The following is a 20,929-nucleotide window of genomic DNA, read 5'->3' as shown; positions in this document are numbered from 1 at the left end:
ATTTGATAAATGAAAGCGATTTATACAAAGGAGATTTATATGATTTATCATAAAGATTTTGCATGGGATGCAAATTATGATGTTGTTGTTTTAGGATTTGGCGGTGCAGGTGCCACTGCTGCTCGGTTTGCGGCTGATCATGATGCCAAAGTGCTACTGGTTGATGTAGCTCCTGAAGGGCACGAAGGAGGTAATACCCGTTATTCTGCCCAATTAATTGCTACTGGCAATGACTTTAATGAGTTGAAAAAGTATTATCAAAAACTAACGGCGCCAATGGAACTTGACGAAGAGATGATTGATACTTATGTCGATGGGATGGTGCACATTCCTGAATATGTTTCTAAATATTTGGGTGTTAAACCATATAATGCTAAGGAATATACCACTGATAAAAGTATTGCTATCATAGAATATCCGGAATTTCCAGGTTCAGAGTCCTGTGATTTAACCTCTGTCACTAAGCAATGGTTTGATGCTGCCTTATGGCAGATTTTAAAGGAGCAGGTAGTAAAACGGCAAGACAAAATTGATGTTTTGTATAGCACTCCTGCAGAAGAACTAATTCAAGATCCGGAAAGCAAAAAAATTTGTGGCGTAGTGATTAAACGCGACGGTAAACTATTAAAAGTGCAGGCCAAGAATGGTGTTGTGTTGACCACTGGTGGTTTTGAAAACAACCAAAGAATGATTGAAGACTTTATTGGCGCTAAAAGACTGGCACCTTTAGGTACCCTTTATAACAAAGGTGACGGCCTGAGAATGGCCCAAGAAGTTGGCGCTGATTTTTGGCATTTACATAATTATGAATCTGTAGGCCTGCTTCATGGTATGGCTTTTGCGGTGCCAGCGGGACAACGTGGTCGCTTAATGATAGGGCCTCAAAATAAAGCTGTTTCTAGCGGTAGTGCCTTTGTTGTTGGTGATGATGGTACCAGATACTTTAATGAAGCAGAAGAAAACCGCCACGGCCATCTCAAGAATCATGGTCAATGGAAAGTGCCGCTAAACCAAGAGCACCCATACTTGATTTTTGACGAAACAAAAAAGCAGGAGCTGGATAATGATAAAATTATTGGTGATTACAAGCCATACACAGAAAATGTTATCAAGGCTGACTCTGCTGCTGAATTAGCCGATAAAATTGGTGTTGCACCGGCAGTATTGTCGGATACGCTCAGTCGTTTCAATCAAGCATGTCAAAAGCAAGATGATCCCGAATTTAGAAGAGATCCAGCAACTTTACGTGCATTTACTGGTAACACAATTTATGCTGTCAGACTAGAACAAACTATGCTCAATACGCAAGGCGGACCTAGAAGAAATAAGAATGCCGAAATTTTAGATACCAGAGGTAAAGCAATTCCAAATCTTTATTCTGCTGGTGAACTTGGCGGTATCTGTGCTAACCAATACCAAGGCGGCAATAATTTGGCAGAATGCTTAATTTGGGGCAAGATTGCAGGAGAAAATGCGGCTAAACCAAAAGCTGCTGCAACAACTGATGCAGCAAGTGGTGCTACTATGCCTGAAAAGCACTTAACTTCAGATCTTAAACACGAAACCTATGAAACAGGAGAGAACCAATACATTGGTAAATCTACTAAAGGCATGGGTGATGAAATAGTTGTCCGGGTAACTGTTGATGAGCAAAAGAACCTAAAGAATATTGAAGTTTTGAAACAGGCTGAGTCAGATGACTATGGTTTGAAAGCTATTAAGACTCTGCCTTCTAAGATGGTTCAGGAAAATACTGTTGATGTTGATGCAGTCAGTGGTGCTTCGAGTTCATCACGTGGTCTCAAAGACGCAGTTAGGGATGCGCTAAGTAAAATAAAATAGTAAGTGTTGCTAAAGAGGGTCATCAATATTAAATGGCCCTTTTGTATGGTTCAAAACTGTAATTAATAGGGCAGTCTTTTTTAAGTATGTTGATTTTTAGTATAATATACACAGAAATAAAATTTTTTGTTAATTTGATGAGGTAATAAAATGAATTTCACTCAATTACGCTGTTTTATTAAGGCCATAGATAATTCCAGTTTTACTATTGCAGCTGAGCGCTTAAATTTCTCCCAGTCGGCAGTTTCTAAAAATATTAAGGATCTTGAGGATACACTGGGGGTAACTTTAATCAATCGTGCTCATCACCGTATTTCCTTAACGAGCGCTGGCAAGTACTTCTATCGTGTTGCGCGCAATGTGGTAGATGATATGGATTACACGGTAGCATACTTGCAAAGCAAAAAGAATGACCCTGAAACGCTTTTGCGAATAGGAGTCTGCGATACACCGTTTGAACAAAAAATTCTGCCCATTTTTTTGCGCAAATTGCGTGAATCTGGGAGTAACTTGAACATTCAGTTTGTCTTTGTACTCAACAATTCTATTGGTGAACTTCTTAACCATCACGTTGATTTATGTGCAATTGCCCGAGAAGATGTTGATGTTGTTGAAGATATTCACTTCGAACCAATGGTTCAGGGTAAAGTAGTTGTAGCTTGCCCAAAGGGTTCTCCTTTAGCAGAAAAATCTAAGATCTCTATTTCAGATTTAATTGATCGTGACGTATTTTTGCTTGATCCTAACAGTTCTTTAAATGTGCAATTAAATTTTCAAACTACCTTGATCAATAAATTAGGAATGGAACATATTAAATTTGTACAAGATTTTTTGGCCATGGATATTTATGTTAGAGGTGGCTGGGGCTATGGTATTTTGCCCAATTTCATTGCAGATTATCAATCAGAGGGAATTAAATATATTCCTATTGATTTTCATGATATTTCACCATATGGAATTGCATACATGGAAAGCTTTACTAACGACTCTGTACTTGAAAAAGTGGCCAGTACATTAAAAAAAGCAATAAACGAATATTTATCTGAGGATAAAAATAAGTAATGCACAAATAAAAGTTGTTTTTGGAATGCTTGTAGTCAGCACTTAAACGTTGATCTTACAAGCATTTTTATTTTGCCTTTTTAAATTGTTATGTTCTGTATTCCATTTAGTAATTCTTAATTCTAAATATGGTGCATAAATTCACTTGATTCATAGTATTATGAAAACGGTTAAAGGATTTGTTTAAAGAAGTGAGGTATAAAAATGGAAAATACTTATGATGTCATTATTGCTGGTGCCAGCAATGCTGGCGCAATGGCAGCTTGTGCTGCTGCTGAAAAGGGAGCAAAAGTTCTCCTGATTGACAAGCAAGGAAGTTCAAGATTTTTATTCCGTTCATTCTTTGCTGCGCTGGACAGTAACGCCCAAAGAAGAGCAGGAATTAAAGTTGATAAAGCTAAACTAATGAACTTTTTAACCTTGTTCTTCCAAGATAACGTTGATGAACGTTTACTTTGGACTTGGGCAAATCATGCAGACGAAACTGCCAATTGGCTTGAAGATAACATTTTGAAACCAAATGGCGGTGTTTTGAGACCACAAAAAGATGCCCACTATGAAACTGTTGTTAATACAGCTTTCAATACTGAGTTAGCAATTGCAACACCTGACAACGGCTGGGCTCATTATGGCGATTGGGTAATTGATAAGGTCAAAGAATTAGGAGTAACCCTTAAATACAACACTAAATTAGAAGAATTAGTGACAGATGATAGTGGTGCAGTAACCGGTGTAATTACCAGCGATCGCGGAAATGGCGAAAAGACTGAATATAAAGCTAATAAGGGTGTCATCATTTGTACTGGCGGTTACGGTGCCAATGTTGAATTGATGAAGAAATGGGATCCACTTGGCTACAAGAAGAATGTTTATTCAGATGGACCTCGTGATGATGGTTCAGGTATTCTTGCTGGCCTTAAAGTCGGTGCCGCTCGCGATGAAGAACCAGCTGAAATCATTTTTGACCGTGGTGCAGTTCCTGTTGGCACTAAGGCTGAAGACCATTATGTCATTGACTTTAAGGATCCAGGCTACTTCTGGATGGGTGCTTACCCACTACTAAAAGTTAACTTAAAAGGTGAGCGTTTCGGCAACGAAAGTGTACCTTACCAATTTGATATTAATGCAATGGCTAAGCAACCAGGCTACCTTGAAGCACAAATTTGGTCTGAAGATACTATGGATCACTTGGCACAATTTGATACTCAAGGTTGTTCTCGTTTAGGCTGGCCTGGTATTTACAATACAGAGGAGAACAAAGAAGAGATTCAACGCAGAATTGATGACGGCCTGGTTAAGAAAGCTGATACCATTGAAGAATTAGCTGAAAAATTGAATTTGCCAAAAGATAACCTGGTTAACAGTGTTAAACGTTATAACGAGATGTGTGAAAAAGGCGTTGATACCGACTTTGGTAAAGAGAAGTTCAGATTATTCCCAGTAGATAAAGCGCCATACTATGGTGTCATCATGGGTGGACGTTTGCTTGCTACTCTAGATGGTTTACGGATCAATACTAAGATGGAAGTCATTGACCAGAATGGTGATCCAATTCCTCACCTATACGCAGCTGGTAACGCCAGTGGTGGTTTCTTCTGGGGCAGTTATCCAGATAGAATTCCTGGCCTTACTTGCAGTCACGCCCAGACCTTTGGTCGTCTAGCCGGACAATATGCTGCTGAAAATTAGTTTTTATCATAAAAGGAGTTTTTATATATCATGGATGAAAAACAGTTACCTAAGCTTTCAAATTATAGGTGGGTAATTTTAGCAATAGCTGCTTTGCTTGACGCAATTAGTAGTTACATTCAATTTCAGATTTCTGCTTTAGCTGTCCAAATTATGCCAGCGTTGCACATTTCACCAGCACAATTTCAAAGTTTATTAATGGCACCAATGCTTATTGCAGTTTTCTTAAGTATTCCTGCCGGCTCTCTTGCTGATAAGTTCGGAGCTAAGAAAATCGTTTCTGTTGGTTTAGTTATCTCAGTACTAGGTGCATATGGTCGCCTTTTTGCTAATAACTTTATCACAATGTTTATTTTCCTGTTACTTTTTGGAGTTTATATGGCTCTGTTAAATGCTAATACTCTGAAAATCTTTGGTACCTGGTTTAAACAAGATACTAATACAGCTATGGGTGTCTTCTTTGCTTCTGCCAGTGTCGGAATTATGCTATCCCAAGCTACCAGTTCTTTATTCCCGACTGTTGAAAAGGCATATATCTTTTCATCAACGGTACTATTGGTTTTAGCTGTTTGCTGGATGATCTTTGTTAAAGACACTCCTAAGGGTGAAGAAGTTCCACAACCTCAAACAGAACAAGGCAAATCTGAGTCATCGTTTGAATTCTTCAAGGCTGCTGCCAAAAGTAAGAAAACTTGGTATGTTGCTTTAGCCGTTGGCTTTGGTATGGGTGCTAGTGAAGCCTTTTCAGGCATTTTGCCCCAAGCATTTGCTGCCAGAGGAATGACTCCTGCAGCTGCTGGTGTGGTTGCTTCTGTTGCTACTATTGGTAGTTTAGCAGGTTCACTCTTTGGCCCAGCAATTATCAATAAGGCCAAAAAGGCTAAACCAATGATGATTGTTATTACTGCTCTTGGTGGTCTGTTGATGGCCATAACTTGGTATATTCCATTAGGAATGCCATTAAGCATTGCACTAATCCTTGGCGGCGTATTTGGCGCTATGACTGGTCCTATTATGCAGGCTATGCCAATTACATTCCCAGAGATCGGTCCTAAGAACGCTGGTAGTGCTGGTGGACTTGTTGGTACAGTATCACTGCTATTATCATTCTTCCTTCCAGTTATTATTTCTTCAATTGCTGGTAAGAACTATGCATTAACCTTTATTATTCAAGGTCTTGTCTTTGTAGTCCAAATTATCGTACTGGCAGTTTTACCAGACGCAAACGCTGCTCGTCGTCATGCTGAATAAGATTTTTTAAAGTGAAAGGGGTCATTTATATGGCACAAAAAATAACCGAGAACCCAGGAAAGTATACTGGTTCTGGTCAAGGTAAGGAAAGTCAAATCAACCTTGAAGTCGAGGTTGACTCAGACAAAATAGTGAATGTTAAACCGTTAGATAAATATGCTCCCGATAGTTTAGCTGATAACGCATTTAAGAAAATGGCGCAAAAAATTGTGGATCAGCAATCAGTCGATGTTGATGTTGTTTCTGGTGCTTCTGAAACTTCACACGGTATTATTGAAGGCGTTAAAGAAGCCTTGAATAAGGCAGGGGTTGACTTTGATGCCCTTAAAGAAAATGGTGGCCAAACTGCTGGCAAGAAGGAAGAAACTATTGATGTTGATGTCGCAGTAGTTGGTGCTGGTGGTGCAGGCGTAGCAGCCGCTTTAGCAGCTCGTCAACATGGTGCAAGTGTAGCTTTGCTTGAAAAAACCATTTCTCCACTTGGTGCGACTACTTTTGCTGGTGGTATGTTTGCCGGCGACAGTCAACAACAAAAAGATCAAAATGCGGTTGTTTCTAAGAAATGGCTTTATGACGAATACATGGATGCCTCCCAAGGCTACATGAACTCAATTCTTGTGCGCCGCATTATCGACGAATCAGGTAAGACGGTTGACTGGTTAAATGAAAACGGTGCAATTATGAAATTGGTTGATGCTGGTACTGGTGGCAGTTACGATCACATTGGTATGCCAGCCACTCTTCATGGCTATCAAGAAGGTGGCACTAAGGCCGTAACCAAACTAATTGAAAAATTCAAGTCAATCGGTGGCAAGATGTACTTTGGCTTTGCAGGTAAAAAATTGTTGCAAGATAGTGCAGGTAAAGTCACTGGTTTAATTGCCGAAGGTGATGAAGAAACTCTTCACGTTAATGCTAAGAAAGTAGTCATTGCAACTGGTGGCTTTGGCGGCAGTCCTGAAATGCGCAAAAAGTATCTTGGCGACGTCAGCACGCAAGGTCAAGTTTTGCAAAATACTGGTGATGGTTTGAATATGGCCTGGGATGCAGGTACTGCTCACCATATTAATGGCTCAACGCACTACTTCTGGCAAACTTTTAGTGACAAGGATATTGGCGAAATGGCTAAACTTGTTGGTCCAAACTGGATGCCTGTCAATGCCCTAGCTGATTTTCCTAACTTGCGTGTTAATAATCGTGGTCAACGTTATGCCAGTGAAACTCATGCACTAGATTTCGCTGTTCACGGTGCAGAATTGTCAGAACAACCACAACAAACTGAATTTGTTGTCTTTGACCAGGCAATGCTGGATAAGATTAAAGAAGGCGGAACAGTTGCAATCGAAGACCACTATGGCAAGTGGAAGAATCATCATCAATTTTACATGGAATTTAACTTCCCAACGGATACTGATGAAAATATTAAGCACGAACACGAGAAGACAGACTTTACTGCACTATTAAATAAGCTGGCTTCAACCAATGTTATTTTTGTTGCAGACACTATCGAGGAATTGGCTGAAAAGATGGGTGTTGACAAAGATAATTTGGCCAAATCAGTTGAGCAATACAACAACGCTAAGAAGAAGGGCGAGGATGACTTGTTCTTCTCTGATACGAAGAGAATGATTCCAGTAGAGCAGGGTCCATTTTACGCTGTGAAATTCATCGCCCGTAATCTTGGCACTCTTGGTGGTGCAACTATTGATGAAAAAATGCACGCTTTAGCTCCAAATGGTGAACCAGTACCGAACCTTTATGTAGCAGGTGCCGATGCCTCAGGAATGTATGGTAAGGCCTACGTTGATTTTGAAGGTGGTACTTTAGGCTTTGCATATATTTCTGGTAGACTTGCCGGAATCGATGCGGCTGAAACTGCCAAAGCCGGTAAGTAGATTATGGCAAAAAACATGTATGAATTAACTGATTTGTACATGATTTTTTACTAGAGGAATAAATTATGACACAAGAAAAATATGATGTAGTAATTGTTGGAGCAGGACTTGCAGGCTTTGCTGCTGCAGATGAAGCTGTTGATAATAATTTAAAGACCTTGCTGGTTGAAAAAGGTAAAACAACAGGCGGTACTGGTAATTATGTTGAGGGAGTTTTTGCTGCTGATTCCGAAATGCAAAAAAAGGATAATGCAACTCTTGATAAGGATGATTTGCTCAAAGAAGAGTTAACTTATTCGCACTACAAAGCAGACGGCAAGATGTGGCAAAAATACATTGCCAATGCCGGCAAAAATGTTTCCTGGCTTGAAGATCATGGTGCTGAAATTGAAATGGTAGCAAATTTAGGTTCTGGAGCTAGAACTTGGCACTTGTTTAAAGGCAAGGGTCATGATGCCATTCACAATGGTTTAGAACCATATGCTAAGAAGAAGGGCATCACCATAGTTACCCTAACTAGCGTGACTGATCTAAAACAAAATTCTGACCACACTTTTGATGTCACATTAACTAATGTTGTAGCAAAAACTACTAAAGTTGTTAATGCTAAGAATGTGGTTTTGGCTACCGGTGGTTATTTAAATGACCAAAAGTTGTTAGAAAGTACGCCACACCAAAACCCAGACAATATTATTCCAGTTAACTCTGGTAAAAATACGGGAGACGGTTTGAGATTGGCCTGGAAGTTGGGCGCTAAGAAGTACTTTACCGGAATGGCGATGATGTTTGGCGGTCAATTGAAAGATAAGACAGTCCCATCATTTAAATTGTGGGGTACTGCTATCTGGAGTTCAGTTTGTGATCAACCACAAATGTGGGTTAACGAACTAGGTGAACGTTTTGTCGATGAAAGTGCAGCTGTAGTCAACTGGGCTAATGAAGGCAATTCAATGAACCGTCAAGACCGGGTCTTCTGTATCTTTAGCCAAAAGATTTTGGACGACTTTACTGACAAGTCTTATCCGAGATCCATGAAGCCATTTGTTCCAGAAGACAGATACCCCACTTTGCGTGATGATATTGCCAAAGCTGAAAAAGAAGGTCGTCAATACCTGCACAAGGCTGCGACGCTAGAAGAACTCGCTCAAGAAATTGATACCCCTAACTTAGTTGCGTATGTCAAACACTATAATGAAATGGCGGCAAATGGTGAAGATACTGATTTTCATAAACCGGCTAAATACATGTTGCCAGTAGATGGCGCTGGCCCGTTCTATGCTATCGAATTAGGTGTAGGTGCATACACTACAGGTGATGGACTACGCGTAAACACCAATAACGAAGTTTTGAATACAAAGGGCAGACCGATTGCGGGTTTATATGCTATCGGTGGTGATGGTTCAGCCGTTTTATATGGTGACACCTATGGTGTTAATATTCCGGGAACACATGCAGGATATTGCATCTTTTCAGGACGTAACGCAATTAAAGCAATTGTAGCCCAGAAGTAAAATAATCAAAAAAATAATTTCTAAGAAGTAAAATAAAACATTATACCAGCAAAAAAGCCAACTCATTTAATACGAGCTGGCCTTTTTGTTTGAATTCTTAAGTTATGCGTTGGCTTTTACAAATTGATCAATTTCATCTAAATATAATTGTTTTTGCCGTTGACTTATCCAGGAAGTTTCAAAAGAATTTTTAGCAAGTTGCACGACTTGATCTTGGGAAAGATCAAATTTTTGTGCTAAAGCATAATAATTGTCGCTAATATAACCTTTAAAGTAAGCAGGGTCATCTGAATTAATGGAAACTTTTACTCCCGCATTCAAAAGATCAATTACTTCTTTACCTTTCATTTCTGGTGAAACAAAGCTGTTAGACAATGGGCAAGAAGTTAAGCCAATCTGTCTTTTGGCTGCTAATTCTACCAAATCAGGGTCTTCCACAATATTGGTACCATGATCAAGACGTTCAACTTCCATAATTTCTAAAGCTTGACGGATGTGTTCGATTGAATCTTTTTGATCAATGTCGCAGTGAGTAGTGATGTGCAATCCGGCCACTACTGCGTCTTCAAACTGGCGAGCAAATTTTAATGGCGGATTGTTATGCTCATCAGAATCAAGTCCAATACCAATAATTTTATCTTTGTATTTCAGACCTTCTTGCAGTGTTTTTCTTGCTGATTCCTTTGAAAAATCACGTAAAAAGCACATAATCAGATGAGCGTCAACGTTTAATGCCCGTGCATCAATAGTAGCTTGATAAAGACCATTGAGTACAACTTCAAAAGGAATACCGCGACTAGTATGAGCCTGGGGATCAAAAAAGAGTTCAACGTGTCGTACATTATTGGCAGCAGCTTTAGTTAAGTAGTCCCAAGCCAAGTCATAAAAGTCTTCTTCAGTTTGTAAAACATTCATTGCTGGGTAATAAACAGCTAAAAATGATGCTAGGTCATGATAGTTATATGTTTTTTGGACATCTTCAATTGTAGCTTGGCCTATATCGACGTGATTGCGTTTAGCTAATTTTAGTTTCAATTCAGGTTCTAAAGTACCTTCAATATGCAAGTGCAATTCGGCTTTAGGCAGGCCACGGGTAAATTCTGGTGTAACGACTGAACTCATATAATCCTCCTTGATAATGTTCTTGTATTTAACTTATTATCTCAGTTTAGCATAATTTTAATAACAATAATAGAGCAAAAAACGAACAAATTAAATAATTATAGCATATATGTTCCTAATAAAATACCTAACTAAAAATCTAGTCAGGTAAAATAATTAAAAATTCCAGTTAAGTATTTTAGTCGCAATGGCGCCATTTTGCGTCCGTTAAAATGCGAGCAGTAAGTAAACCGATTGGCAGAGCAGTAATAATCATTAAAGCATCCATAATCCAATAAGCACCGACATTAATGTTAGTAATACCAAAATTAAAGACAGCGCGATACATGTATAAACCGGGGACCATGATGACAATTGCGGGAACCGTGATTGCAATGCGGGGAAAACCAACTTTATCCCGCACAAAACTGGCAATTAATCCTGCTAATAATGCTCCGATGAATGCTGCTAGGGCAGCCGGAACGTGATTAAATTCAACTAGACTTAAACGCAAGGTATTTGCTAGAGCACCAATAACTGCCGCTACTGTCGCCATTGATACTTTGGCATTAAACATGATTGAAAAGCCGAAAACACCGCAAAAACTGGCAATAATTCTGAAAGCTGTTAATAATGTTGGATTAAGATTTAATTTGGGCATGGTACCTGGCGACAAATTGAGCATAGTAGCCATGCCCCAGCCTACCATTGCCGCAATCATAACAACTAAGATAGCATAAGCCAGCCTTTCAAGACCAGATCGCATATCAAGCTTTGACATATCAAGGCCAGAAGTAATAAAAGGGAATCCAGGTATGACATAAAGCATCGAACCGATGTAACCATAAGCATGATTGTTACTCCAGCCACAAATTAATGTGCCTAATCTAAAACAGATGAAATAAACGGCGCAGGAAATCGCTACGCCAACAGTTATTTTGGCGACCAAAGTAACTTTTTTCTTCCCTAATAATTGGCGCAAATAGTTGCCAATAAAGGCTCCAAAAAATGTGCAAAACATTTCCGGTATTCCTCCACCAAGCAGAAAAAGAAAACTAGCACACGCCAGGCCGGCACTCAAAGCGGAAATGATTAGAGGATAGTTTTGAGTATGGCGTTCAATTTGATTCAGTTTGTGGTGAACTGCTCCAATAGTCAAATAATCATTCTCAGTTTCAAATTTACGGACAAATTCTTCCATTTCATTGAGCTTGTTCATATTTACTTCTGTAGTTGGTAAGGAAAGAGTCTGTGAGTAAGACTTGTTGTCAACATCAAAGCAGGTATAGCTAATAGTTACCAAGCCAATGTCTGTTGAACATGTGATTTTAAGTGCTCTTGCAATTGTATTCATCGAATCACGAACTCGCCAGGCTCCAGTACCACACTGAAGTAGCATTATGCCAATTCTTCCGACTAAAGACCCTTTTTCTACCAAGGTGATATCTTTAACTAAAGTATCATCTGAACTTTTGAAGAACTCTTTCCAATGAATTCTCATATGGTGTTTACTAGAAATCTTGGGATATGATTCTGGAGTCTGCTTGTCTTTCATAACTAAATTTATAACCCTTCTTTTGATAACGTAATATTTTAATTTTACCACACTCGTGGTTGGACCAATTTTGTAGAATTGAGTTTTTAAAAACATGTTTATTATAAAAAAGTATAGTATACTACAGTATGATAAAATATTAGTCTGAGATTTACTTCTGAGGGAAATAATATGACAACTTTTTTAGATCGAATTGGTCCCAAAATTAAAATTGCGAATACTTTGATTGAAAAGGAATTAAACAAGCAGTTTGCAGAAATATTTAGAGATTATTCTTTAACAGGTGCCCAAATTTCTCTGATGATTTATTTATATGAATCAAAAGCACGGCAAATTACCCAAAAAGAAGTGGCAGATGCATTTGTGCTAAGTCATCCTACAATTCGAGGAATAGTTAAACGCTTAGAAGCAAATAAATTAATTGCTTCTAAGCGTTTAGAAAATGATCAAAGGCAAATTGTTTTAAAGCTTTCGGATAAAGGCTTTAATTTGATAAATAAAAATATTGCCAAGATTCGCACAATAATGACAAATATTAATACTCGTATCACTAAGGGATTGTCTAAGCAAGAAATTTCAAATCTTGAACAAGTTTTAAATAGAATTACGGATAACTTTTAATTATTATTAGCAAAAATGTAGCATGCTACATAAAAGAAAGGATTAAAATGATCGAAAATATCTCTAATAAGAAGAGGATTTTAATGATGGCTGTTTTACTATTTGGGGCATTTGTCTCTTTACTAGCCGAAACCTTTCTTAATAATGCTCTGCCAACAATAATGACTGTTTTTAAAGTTAATCAATCCACTGCTCAATGGCTTACTACTTCTTATTTATTGGTCGTAGGGCTAATGATTCCCATGTCGGCATGGATCTTTGAATCATTTAACTTAAGACAAAACTTTTTAACAATGATGCTTATTTTTTTAGCAGGTTCACTTATTTGTGTTTTTGCGCCTAATTTTCCGGTGCTATTGCTAGGCAGAATTATTGAAGCAGTTGCGGCTGGTAGTTTAATGCCTTTTATTCAAAATGTCATTTTACTTATGTTTCCTCCTGAAAAAAGAGGTGTGGCGATGGGAATTACTGGACTAGTAATTGGTTTTGGACCTGCTGTTGGTCCCACAATTTCAGGATTAATTTTAAAATATGCAGACTGGCAAATGCTTTTTATCATTTTAAGTATTGCCAGTGGTATGGTAGCCATTTGTGCAACTTTTTGTATGCAAAATATCATTGAACCCCATAGAAACACTACCGATTTAATATCATTTATTGAATCAATTGCCGGCTTTGGTTTAATTTTGTACTCCCTGTCAGATATTGGGAACACTGGTAAAGTTACGATTACAATAGCTGCATTCTTTACAATAGGTCTGCTAATTATTCTGTTATTTTGTCGTCGGCAGTTGCATATGAAAAAACCTTTGCTTAATATTAGAGTTTTTCAAAATTTAAAATTTGATTTGTGTACTTTATTAAGTACTATTAGCAACATTTCAATGGTAGGAATTGAATTAGTTTTACCTTTATATTTACAAACTACTAGACAAGAGAGTGCATTAACCTCTGGTTTAGTAATGATGCCAGGGGCTCTATTAATGATCATTTGCAATCCTGTATCGGGCGTTTTATTTGATAAATTTGGTATTAAAAAATTGGCACTTTTTGGTTTTTCTATGCTTTTATTAGGGACGTTCCCAATGACTGTTTTTAATAGCAAAACAAGTCTGGCTTTAATTAGTTTATGCTATGCCTTACGCATGGTAGGCGTATCTTTTACTATGATGACCACGTTTACCGCAGGTATTAATGTGGTAGAACCTCAAATGACTGCACATGCTAATGCAGGTTCTTCTACGGTAAGGCAAATCGGTGGCTCACTGGGAACGGCGTTATCAATGTTAGTAATTAGCTTGTGTGCGAGTGGTACTTCAAATGCTGAGACTGCAAATTTGACAGTTGCATACCGCTGGGGTTTTGTCTTAATGCTGACTTTTGCAATAATCGGATTTTTAGGCTCTTTTATTTTACCGTCTGCGCAAAAAGAATTACGTAAATAGTGAGAAGAAAGCTGTGATACTAATAGTGGACAGCTTTTTTGCTACCTTTAAGGTTAAGATTTAATAATGGATTACTTGTTTATAATAATATACTCTAATTAGACCAAATCTTTTTTTATGTAGCTTTAGGGATATATGTATAGATAATTATAAGTATACCAATTATTTTGGACTAGACCATTATATTTGAAAGCGCTATTATTTGTGGTAGATAAAAATTACTAATCTATAAGGAGGAAAAATGAATGAATAATTTTATGACGTGGATGCAAGATAAGTTAATACCCCCGATGGCAAAAATTGGTAATAATAAGTATCTTGTATCCATTCGTGATGGGTTAGTTATTACTTTGCCAGCTGTAATAAGTGGTTCAATTTTTTTAATTATTGGCAATATTCCTATTACTGCATGGACAAACTTAATTAAACCGTATAGTGGGATGTTAACGGAAGCTGTTAATGCCTCATTTGGAATAATTTCACTACTAGCAGTAATTGGCATATCATATCAGCTTTCTAAAGCTCTCGATGTTGATGCAATTTCTTCAATAGGCCTTTCTGTTATGGCGTTTATTCTAACTTCTTTTAACGATAAACATGTTTTAAACTATGATAATCTTGGTTCAAGTGGTATATTTACTGCTATTCTAACAGCCTTTGTTGCAACGTTTATTTTCACTTTTTTTGTTAAGAAAAACATTGTTATCAAGCTGCCAGATGGTGTTCCAGCGGCAGTTTCAAATTCTTTTGTTGCTTTGCTACCAGGAATGACAGTTTTAGGTTTATTTTGGCTAGTAAGAGTTGTATTTAATATTGATATAAATCAAGTAGTTCAAGCCATTTTCCATCCAGTTGTTTTTGCTTTAAATACATTGCCTGGAATTTTAGTTTATACATTAATTGTCAGTTTACTTTGGGTTTGTGGAATTCATGGAGACATGACTCTAGAAGGAATTGCAGATCCAATCTTTTTACAATATTTAGCTTCAAATGCAACTGCCTTTGCTCATCACCAGCCATTGCCTTATGTAACAGCTTCAGGCTTCGCAAGTTTGCTGGTAAATGTTGGTGGAACAGGAGCAACTTTAACCCTTTGTATGTTAATGCTGTTCTCTAAAAGTAAGACATATCGTGATTTAGGGAGATTAGCTTTTCCTAGTTCACTTTTTGAAATAAATGAACCAATAATTTTCGGCTTTCCAATAGTAATGAATCCTATGATAATGATTCCGTTTATAGTGATTCCATTAGTTTTAGCCACTTTATCGTATATACTGATTACTATTAAGTGGATTTCAGCTCCAGTAGCAATGGTTCCATGGACTATGCCACCAATTATTGGACCAATGATGGCTTGTGGTTGGGACTGGCGTGCAGGTGTTTGGTCAGCTGTTGAATGTGTAATTGCAGCTGGTTTATATTATCCATTTTTTAAAGCATGTGAGAAACAAATGTTATCTAAGGAAATGAAGAGTAATGAAGCTGAATAAGGATAGAGAGACTTTAGATGAAGCTATTCATTTAATTCAATATGCTTTTTTGAAAAAAAATGACCTCAAAAAAGATATTAATTTTATGAGTCGTTATGAGCATAGTGACGGTTATGGTACATTTCACGGTGGCAAACTTGCAAGTTATATAATGTCAAATCATTTTGAAAGCAAAATATTTGATCAGGAAGTCAAGATGTCAGGTATTGGATATGTTTCATCGTATCCGGAAAACCGTGGACATGGAGATGTTTCTAAGTTGATGAAAGAGATACTTAAGGATCTTAATGAAACAGGAGTTTCTTTATCCAACCTGGCACCTTGGTCAGAAACATTTTATCGTCAGTATGGTTATGAAAATTCAATTTATCAAAAAAGATATAGTATAGATCCTGCAATGTTTAGATACTTTAAATCTCCTAAAACAGGTAGAGTTTTGAGAGGAGACTGGAGTAATTCTAAATTAAAAGAACTAATTATAAAGTTATACCAAAACCAAATTAATTCAGGCCAAGAACGTAATACAGTTATTAGAAGAAAATGGTGGTGGGATAGACTTGAAACTTACTATCCTGGCAGGTATGCAGTTGTTTATGTTGATGACAATCAAATTCCTCAAGCGTATATGTTTTACCGATTTTTAAATAATAAATTTAAAGTTGATGAAATATACTATACTGATGAAGTATCTGCTACCGCCTTACTTAATTTTATTGGTGGGCATATATCGACTTGTACTGAATTTGAAATAGAAGCACCGGAAGATTCATTAATAGATGAATACTTTCCAGATCAGAGTGGATTAAAAATTACCACTCATCCGTATATGATGTCGAGAATTGTTGATTTTGCAAAAATTGTTTCTGCTGTAAAGTTTATTAGTGAAAGATCTGTGAACTTGGAAGTTTTAGATGATCAAATTTGTCCGTGGAATACAGGTGTTTGGCATCTAGTAAATGACTCTGATCATGTTAGCTGCATTAAAACAATTGATAAACCCGATTTTGCAGGCTCAATAACTAATTGGACGAAGGTTTTACTTGGTCATTTAACTTTAGAGCAAGCAGTTAGCTTGGGATTGATTAAGGCATTAAGTTCGAAGAAAATAGAATTTATGGCTGGAAAAGTAAGTTTTTATGACTATTTTTAAATAAAAGTATTTAAAGGCTTGCGGTAAATAGTAAAAAGCTACATCATTGATATGATCTCCAAATTTAGGACAAATTTGGGGGTTATTTTTTGGGCTTAACTTTAAAATATATAAATTGAAGAATGCTCTTTGCTCTGCTCAGTGTAGCAATAAATATCGTAGGAAAATTTGCTGTCATTTCAAATCAAAACATTACAAGTCCGTCAAAGATGATGACAAATACATTGTCATTTGTGGAATCAATTATAGGTTTTGGTTTAATGCATTATGCTTTGTCGGAAGTCGGTAATACAGGTAAAATTAGGATTAGTTTATGTTTGGCGTTTATTGGTTTCTTGTATTCACTACTTTTACCTTTAAGAAAATAGTAAGCTTAAGGGAAAATTACTGCGTATAAATTTATGCGCATTTTTTAATGCGTAAAAATTAAGTTATAGAGTGGCTTTTGCACGTTTTTGCAAGAAAATGATAAATTATGATTGAAAATGATTGCTTTTAATTGCTAAACCGCATAAAATACTGTCTGGAGGTGAAATGTATGTTAACGCAGGAACGGCAAAAAGTGATTGAAGACTACGTTAACCAGCATGGCTTGTGTCGAGTGAGTGATCTTTGCTCAATGACTTCGACATCTGAATCAACGATTAGGCGTGATCTTAACCAGATGGAAGAACAAGGTCTGATTAAACGGGTACATGGTGGTGCGCAGTCAGTCAAAAGCTTCACTCATGACGTATCTCAACATATTCGTTTTTCAATGAATCATAATGATAAAAAGCTAATCGCTCAGTATGCTGTTAAAAACTTTGTGCATAAAGATGTTTATATTTTTATTGACGCAGGTACGACAACTTATGAAATGGTTCCTTTTATTGCCATGACTCCAGGAGTAACGATTGTCACAAATGGTTTAGAAACTGCACTTTGTGCACTTAATCATGGGATTGAGACTATACTTTTAGGTGGTCGGATTAAAGAAAATACTCATGCTGTGGTGGGGCAAACAGCTCTAAAGCAATTGCAGCAAATGAACTTTTCTGCCAGTTTCATTGGCACCAATGGACTTGATAGCCAGGGAAACTTGACTACACCTGATACTGAAGAAGCAGCAATTAAGAAAATAGAGATTGCTCAGGCTGATCAGGCATACATTTTGACCGATACTTCTAAAATTGGTGAGCGTAGTTTTGCGACTTTTGCACAAGTCAAAGATGTAACAGTACTTACTACTTCTTTAAGTGCAAAAGATAAAAAATTCTTGCCCGCTAAAATTAATTTGAAGGAGATTTGCTAATGATTTATACGGTTACCGTTAATCCTGCTTTGGATTATGTAATTCAATTAGAGCAGGTTAACCGTGGTGAAGTTAATCGTGCTGATAACTGCACGTTTTTGGCTGGCGGCAAGGGAATTAATGTTTCCCAAATTCTTAACCAGTTGAATATAGATAATACTGCCTGGGGCTTTGTTGGTGGTTTTACTGGCAAAGAGCTGGTACGTCAGCTAAACCAGCGCCGCATTGTTAATGATTTTGTCACTATATCTGATGTGACCCGCGTGAACGTTAAAGTACATGCAGAAGAGGAGTCAGAGATTAATGCCGCTGGTCCTAATATTACAGATCAGGAAATAACCGCTTTTAAAGCACGTCTTAGCGATTTGCAAAAAGGTGACATTGTGGTTTTGAGTGGTTCCCTAGCACCAAGCTTGCCAGTTGATTTTTATAAAGAACTCTTACCTATTATTAAAGAAGCAGGAGCAGAATTTGTAATTGACACTACTGGTCAGGCTTTGCTAGACACTTTGAGTTATAAACCTCTGGTAATTAAACCAAATCATCATGAACTGGCTGATCTATTCAAAACTACATTTGAGTCAGATCAGGAAATGCTTGAGTGTGCGCGCAAATTGCTTGACATGGGTGCACAAAATGTTATGGTCTCCATGGCTGGTAAAGGTGGTTACTTGATTACACCTAAGCATTTTTATCATGCTAAAGCAGCTGTTGGTACTGCCGTTAATTCGGTTGGTGCAGGAGACTCCATGACAGCTGGCTTTGTCGGTACTTATGTTAAAACAAAAGATCCGGCCGCAAGTTTCCGTATCGGTATGGCCTGTGGTGCTGCCACAGCCTTTACTAAGGATATTGCAGTTAAAAGTCAGATTGATGCGGTTTTGCCGCAAATTAATGTTGAAGAAATTTCGTAATTTGAGGAGAATTTAAAATGAAAATTAAAGATATTTTGGCTCCTGAATCCATGATTATGTCGCTTAAAGCGACTAATAAAGAAGATGCTGTTAAGGAAATGGCTGATTTAGAAGTCAAAACTGGCATCGTCAATGACGAAGATGAATTCATTAAGTCAATTTGGGCTCGTGAAAATGAATCTACTACCGGGATTGGCGAAGGTATTGCAATGCCACATGCCCGCAATAAAACAATCAATAAGGCGCGTGTACTTTTTGCTAAAAGCGAAAAGGGAATTGACTACAATTCACTTGATGGTCAACCGGTTCATTTATTTTTTATGATTACCGCTCCAGACGGTGCTGATAATACTCACCTTGAAGCCTTAGCTAAATTGTCCGGGTTATTAATTGATCCTGATCTGGTTAGCGCTCTTAAAAAAGCGCAAACCCCTGAAGAAGTAATCCAGCTTTTTGAAGACGCTGAAAAACAAAAAGATGCCGCTAAACAAGCTGAGAAAGAGCAAGCCGCAAGTGCTAGTGAAACTAAAAAGGAAGAAAAACCTTTAATTGTCGGCGTTACTGCATGTATTAACGGTATTGCCCACACATATATGGCCCAAGAGGCTTTAATCAAGGCCGGTAAAAAACGTGGCGTTGATGTCCGCATTGAAACCAACGGTTCAGAAGGTGTCAAAGATAAATTGACCGCTGATGAGATTAGCCGTGCTCAAGGTGTTGTCATTGCCTCGGACAAGAAAGTTGATATGCCACGCTTTGATGGTAAGCCGTTAATTTCTCGTCCAGTTGTTGACGGTATCAACAAACCTGACGAATTGATTGATAACATTTTGAATTCTAAAGCTAGCGTTTACCATTCAAATGGTGAAAAGAGCAGCGATGATGGTGACAATGCTAAAGAAGGCGTTTGGGGCTCAATTTACAAGAACCTCATGAACGGTGTTTCCCACATGTTGCCATTTGTTATCGGTGGCGGTATCTTAATGGCAATCTCCTTTATTGTGGAAAACTATGCTGGTGGTCCAAAATCTCCTGCATTTATTTTCTTGAATAATGCTGGTAACATGGCCTTTGCATTCATGGTACCAATTTTGTCAGGTTACATCGCTGAATCAATCGGTGACTTGCCTGCTTTAATGCCCGGTTTTGTCGGTGGTTTTATGGCCACGGTTTATAGTGGTGCGTACGGTGGTGCTTATGTTGCCAATGTGGTAACTAATGCTAAATCACCTGCCGGTTTCTTAGGCGGACTTGCTTCCGGATTTATTGCTGGTTATTTAGTAGTTGGTTTAAAGAAATTATTTGCCAAGTTGCCTAAGTCTCTTGAAGGAATGAAGCCAATGCTCATTTATCCAATCTTGAGCCTGCTCTTCATAGCCCTGATCATGTACTACATTGTTAACCCAGTCTTTAGTGCGGTTAACTTTGCCATTACTAACTTCTTAAACCAAATGGGTACGGGCAACTTAGCTGTTTTGACAACTATTTTAGCTGCCATGATGTCAATTGATATGGGTGGACCTTTCAACAAGGCTGCTTATGTCTTTGCTTCAGGCGCCTTTGCCAACGACCCGCACTCAACTGTTGCCGCTGTGATGATGGCTGCCGTAATGGTGGGTGGCATGGTACCGCCATTTGCGACCGCAATTGGTACGACCTTCTTTAAGAATAAGTACACTATGGATGAGCGCCGTGCTGGTTTAACTAACTGGATTTTAGGCTTTTCTTTCATTACTGAAGGTGCTATTCCGTTTGCTGCAGCTGATCCTGGACACGTACTGCCTTCATGCATCATTGGCTCTGCTGTTGGTGGTGCCTTAGTGGGCTTGTGGCACATTGGCGTTCCAGCACCTCACGGTGGACTCTGGGTTTCTCCACTTGCTAACCACATTTTGCTTTACTTCGTTGCTACTATTATTGGCTCCATTGTTGCAGGTGTCATTTTAGGTCTGTGGAAAAAGCCAGTTAACCAACAAGAAGATAAATAACAAAATTTAATTGAATTATACAAAAACTGCACTGGGCTGTTTAAAAAGCTCAGTGCAGTTTTTGCTTGTAAATTAATGCTTATAAGCTGAATGTCTTCAATTATATAGATCACTCTATTGC

General features: G+C 37.9%; 15 protein-coding genes. 13 read left to right on the top strand and 2 right to left on the bottom strand.

Annotation, left to right across the window (positions count from 1 at the left end):
* Positions 1–39 precede the first annotated feature (39 nt).
* From F5ESL0261_RS08695 to F5ESL0261_RS08670, 6 genes are all read left to right on the top strand, one after another.
* Complete coding sequence (locus tag F5ESL0261_RS08695) at positions 40–1,842, top strand: FAD-binding protein (protein ID WP_122052922.1); 1,803 nt, start codon at positions 40–42, stop codon at positions 1,840–1,842.
* Positions 1,843–1,992: 150 nt separating this feature from the next.
* Positions 1,993–2,904, top strand: a complete 912-nt coding sequence (locus tag F5ESL0261_RS08690; protein ID WP_122052921.1) for a LysR family transcriptional regulator — start codon at positions 1,993–1,995, stop codon at positions 2,902–2,904.
* A gap of 204 nt (positions 2,905–3,108) precedes the next feature.
* Positions 3,109–4,593 (top strand): FAD-dependent oxidoreductase, encoded by a 1,485-nt coding sequence (locus F5ESL0261_RS08685; RefSeq protein WP_122052920.1) that lies wholly within the window; start codon positions 3,109–3,111, stop codon positions 4,591–4,593.
* Between the two features lie 30 nt (positions 4,594–4,623).
* Positions 4,624–5,844: a nitrate/nitrite transporter gene (locus F5ESL0261_RS08680; protein ID WP_122052919.1), complete on the top strand. Its 1,221-nt coding sequence runs from the start codon at positions 4,624–4,626 to the stop codon at positions 5,842–5,844.
* Positions 5,845–5,873: 29 nt separating this feature from the next.
* Entirely contained in the window at positions 5,874–7,739 is a 1,866-nt protein-coding gene (locus tag F5ESL0261_RS08675) for an FAD-dependent oxidoreductase (protein WP_122052918.1), read from the top strand.
* A 65-nt stretch (positions 7,740–7,804) separates the two neighbouring features.
* Complete coding sequence (locus F5ESL0261_RS08670; protein WP_122052917.1) at positions 7,805–9,250, top strand: FAD-dependent oxidoreductase; 1,446 nt, start codon at positions 7,805–7,807, stop codon at positions 9,248–9,250.
* Between the two features lie 102 nt (positions 9,251–9,352).
* Here F5ESL0261_RS08670 and add read toward each other — a convergent pair whose 3' ends face one another.
* Together add and F5ESL0261_RS08660 are read right to left on the bottom strand one after the other, a co-directional pair.
* The gene (add, locus tag F5ESL0261_RS08665; protein ID WP_122052916.1) at positions 9,353–10,372 is read right to left on the bottom strand and encodes an adenosine deaminase; all 1,020 of its coding nucleotides are present in this window, start codon (positions 10,370–10,372) and stop codon (positions 9,353–9,355) included.
* A gap of 178 nt (positions 10,373–10,550) precedes the next feature.
* Positions 10,551–11,906 (bottom strand): threonine/serine exporter ThrE family protein, encoded by a 1,356-nt coding sequence (locus tag F5ESL0261_RS08660; RefSeq protein WP_122052915.1) that lies wholly within the window; start codon positions 11,904–11,906, stop codon positions 10,551–10,553.
* Between the two features lie 171 nt (positions 11,907–12,077).
* Here F5ESL0261_RS08660 and F5ESL0261_RS08655 point away from each other — a divergent pair, with 171 nt between their 5' ends.
* The 7 genes from F5ESL0261_RS08655 to F5ESL0261_RS08625 all read left to right on the top strand — a co-directional run bounded on the left by F5ESL0261_RS08655 (position 12,078) and on the right by F5ESL0261_RS08625 (position 20,808).
* Complete coding sequence (locus F5ESL0261_RS08655) at positions 12,078–12,527, top strand: MarR family winged helix-turn-helix transcriptional regulator (protein WP_122052914.1); 450 nt, start codon at positions 12,078–12,080, stop codon at positions 12,525–12,527.
* A gap of 47 nt (positions 12,528–12,574) precedes the next feature.
* Positions 12,575–13,972, top strand: coding sequence for an MDR family MFS transporter (locus F5ESL0261_RS08650; protein WP_122052913.1), 1,398 nt, complete (start codon positions 12,575–12,577; stop codon positions 13,970–13,972).
* Between the two features lie 245 nt (positions 13,973–14,217).
* The gene (locus tag F5ESL0261_RS08645) at positions 14,218–15,462 is read left to right on the top strand and encodes a PTS sugar transporter subunit IIC (protein WP_122052912.1); all 1,245 of its coding nucleotides are present in this window, start codon (positions 14,218–14,220) and stop codon (positions 15,460–15,462) included.
* Entirely contained in the window at positions 15,449–16,612 is a 1,164-nt protein-coding gene (gene eis / locus F5ESL0261_RS08640; RefSeq protein ID WP_122052911.1) for an enhanced intracellular survival protein Eis, read from the top strand. Before F5ESL0261_RS08645 ends, eis begins: the two co-directional genes overlap by 14 nt.
* Positions 16,613–17,150: 538 nt before the next feature.
* Positions 17,151–17,906 (top strand): DeoR/GlpR family DNA-binding transcription regulator, encoded by a 756-nt coding sequence (locus tag F5ESL0261_RS08635; RefSeq protein ID WP_122052910.1) that lies wholly within the window; start codon positions 17,151–17,153, stop codon positions 17,904–17,906.
* Positions 17,906–18,820 (top strand): 1-phosphofructokinase, encoded by a 915-nt coding sequence (pfkB, locus tag F5ESL0261_RS08630; RefSeq protein WP_122052909.1) that lies wholly within the window; start codon positions 17,906–17,908, stop codon positions 18,818–18,820. Before F5ESL0261_RS08635 ends, pfkB begins: the two co-directional genes overlap by 1 nt.
* A 17-nt stretch (positions 18,821–18,837) precedes the next feature.
* A complete protein-coding gene (locus F5ESL0261_RS08625) occupies positions 18,838–20,808 on the top strand; it encodes a fructose-specific PTS transporter subunit EIIC (protein ID WP_122052908.1) in 1,971 nt (656 codons plus the stop codon).
* Positions 20,809–20,929: the final 121 nt, after the last annotated feature.

The organism is Lactobacillus sp. ESL0261, assembly GCF_003693025.1.
Classification (GTDB): Bacteria; Bacillota; Bacilli; order Lactobacillales; family Lactobacillaceae; genus Lactobacillus; species Lactobacillus kullabergensis.
The sequence above is the reverse complement of the archived record's forward strand: the minus strand, read 5'-3'. Positions and strand labels throughout refer to the sequence as shown.

What these genes read in the sequence shown, in the direction of transcription:
- F5ESL0261_RS08675 (WP_122052918.1), top strand. Translation starts at nt 5,874, where the DNA reads ATGGCACAAAAAATAACCGAGAACCCAGGAAAGTATACTGGTTCTGGT.
- add (WP_122052916.1), bottom strand. Translation starts at nt 10,372, where the DNA reads ATGAGTTCAGTCGTTACACCAGAATTTACCCGTGGCCTGCCTAAAGCC.
- pfkB (WP_122052909.1), top strand. Translation starts at nt 17,906, where the DNA reads ATGATTTATACGGTTACCGTTAATCCTGCTTTGGATTATGTAATTCAA.
- F5ESL0261_RS08655 (WP_122052914.1), top strand. Translation starts at nt 12,078, where the DNA reads ATGACAACTTTTTTAGATCGAATTGGTCCCAAAATTAAAATTGCGAAT.
- eis (WP_122052911.1), top strand. Translation starts at nt 15,449, where the DNA reads ATGAAGCTGAATAAGGATAGAGAGACTTTAGATGAAGCTATTCATTTA.
- F5ESL0261_RS08695 (WP_122052922.1), top strand. Translation starts at nt 40, where the DNA reads ATGATTTATCATAAAGATTTTGCATGGGATGCAAATTATGATGTTGTT.
- F5ESL0261_RS08660 (WP_122052915.1), bottom strand. Translation starts at nt 11,906, where the DNA reads ATGAAAGACAAGCAGACTCCAGAATCATATCCCAAGATTTCTAGTAAA.
- F5ESL0261_RS08650 (WP_122052913.1), top strand. Translation starts at nt 12,575, where the DNA reads ATGATCGAAAATATCTCTAATAAGAAGAGGATTTTAATGATGGCTGTT.
- F5ESL0261_RS08645 (WP_122052912.1), top strand. Translation starts at nt 14,218, where the DNA reads ATGAATAATTTTATGACGTGGATGCAAGATAAGTTAATACCCCCGATG.
- F5ESL0261_RS08680 (WP_122052919.1), top strand. Translation starts at nt 4,624, where the DNA reads ATGGATGAAAAACAGTTACCTAAGCTTTCAAATTATAGGTGGGTAATT.
- F5ESL0261_RS08670 (WP_122052917.1), top strand. Translation starts at nt 7,805, where the DNA reads ATGACACAAGAAAAATATGATGTAGTAATTGTTGGAGCAGGACTTGCA.
- F5ESL0261_RS08635 (WP_122052910.1), top strand. Translation starts at nt 17,151, where the DNA reads ATGTTAACGCAGGAACGGCAAAAAGTGATTGAAGACTACGTTAACCAG.
- F5ESL0261_RS08690 (WP_122052921.1), top strand. Translation starts at nt 1,993, where the DNA reads ATGAATTTCACTCAATTACGCTGTTTTATTAAGGCCATAGATAATTCC.
- F5ESL0261_RS08685 (WP_122052920.1), top strand. Translation starts at nt 3,109, where the DNA reads ATGGAAAATACTTATGATGTCATTATTGCTGGTGCCAGCAATGCTGGC.
- F5ESL0261_RS08625 (WP_122052908.1), top strand. Translation starts at nt 18,838, where the DNA reads ATGAAAATTAAAGATATTTTGGCTCCTGAATCCATGATTATGTCGCTT.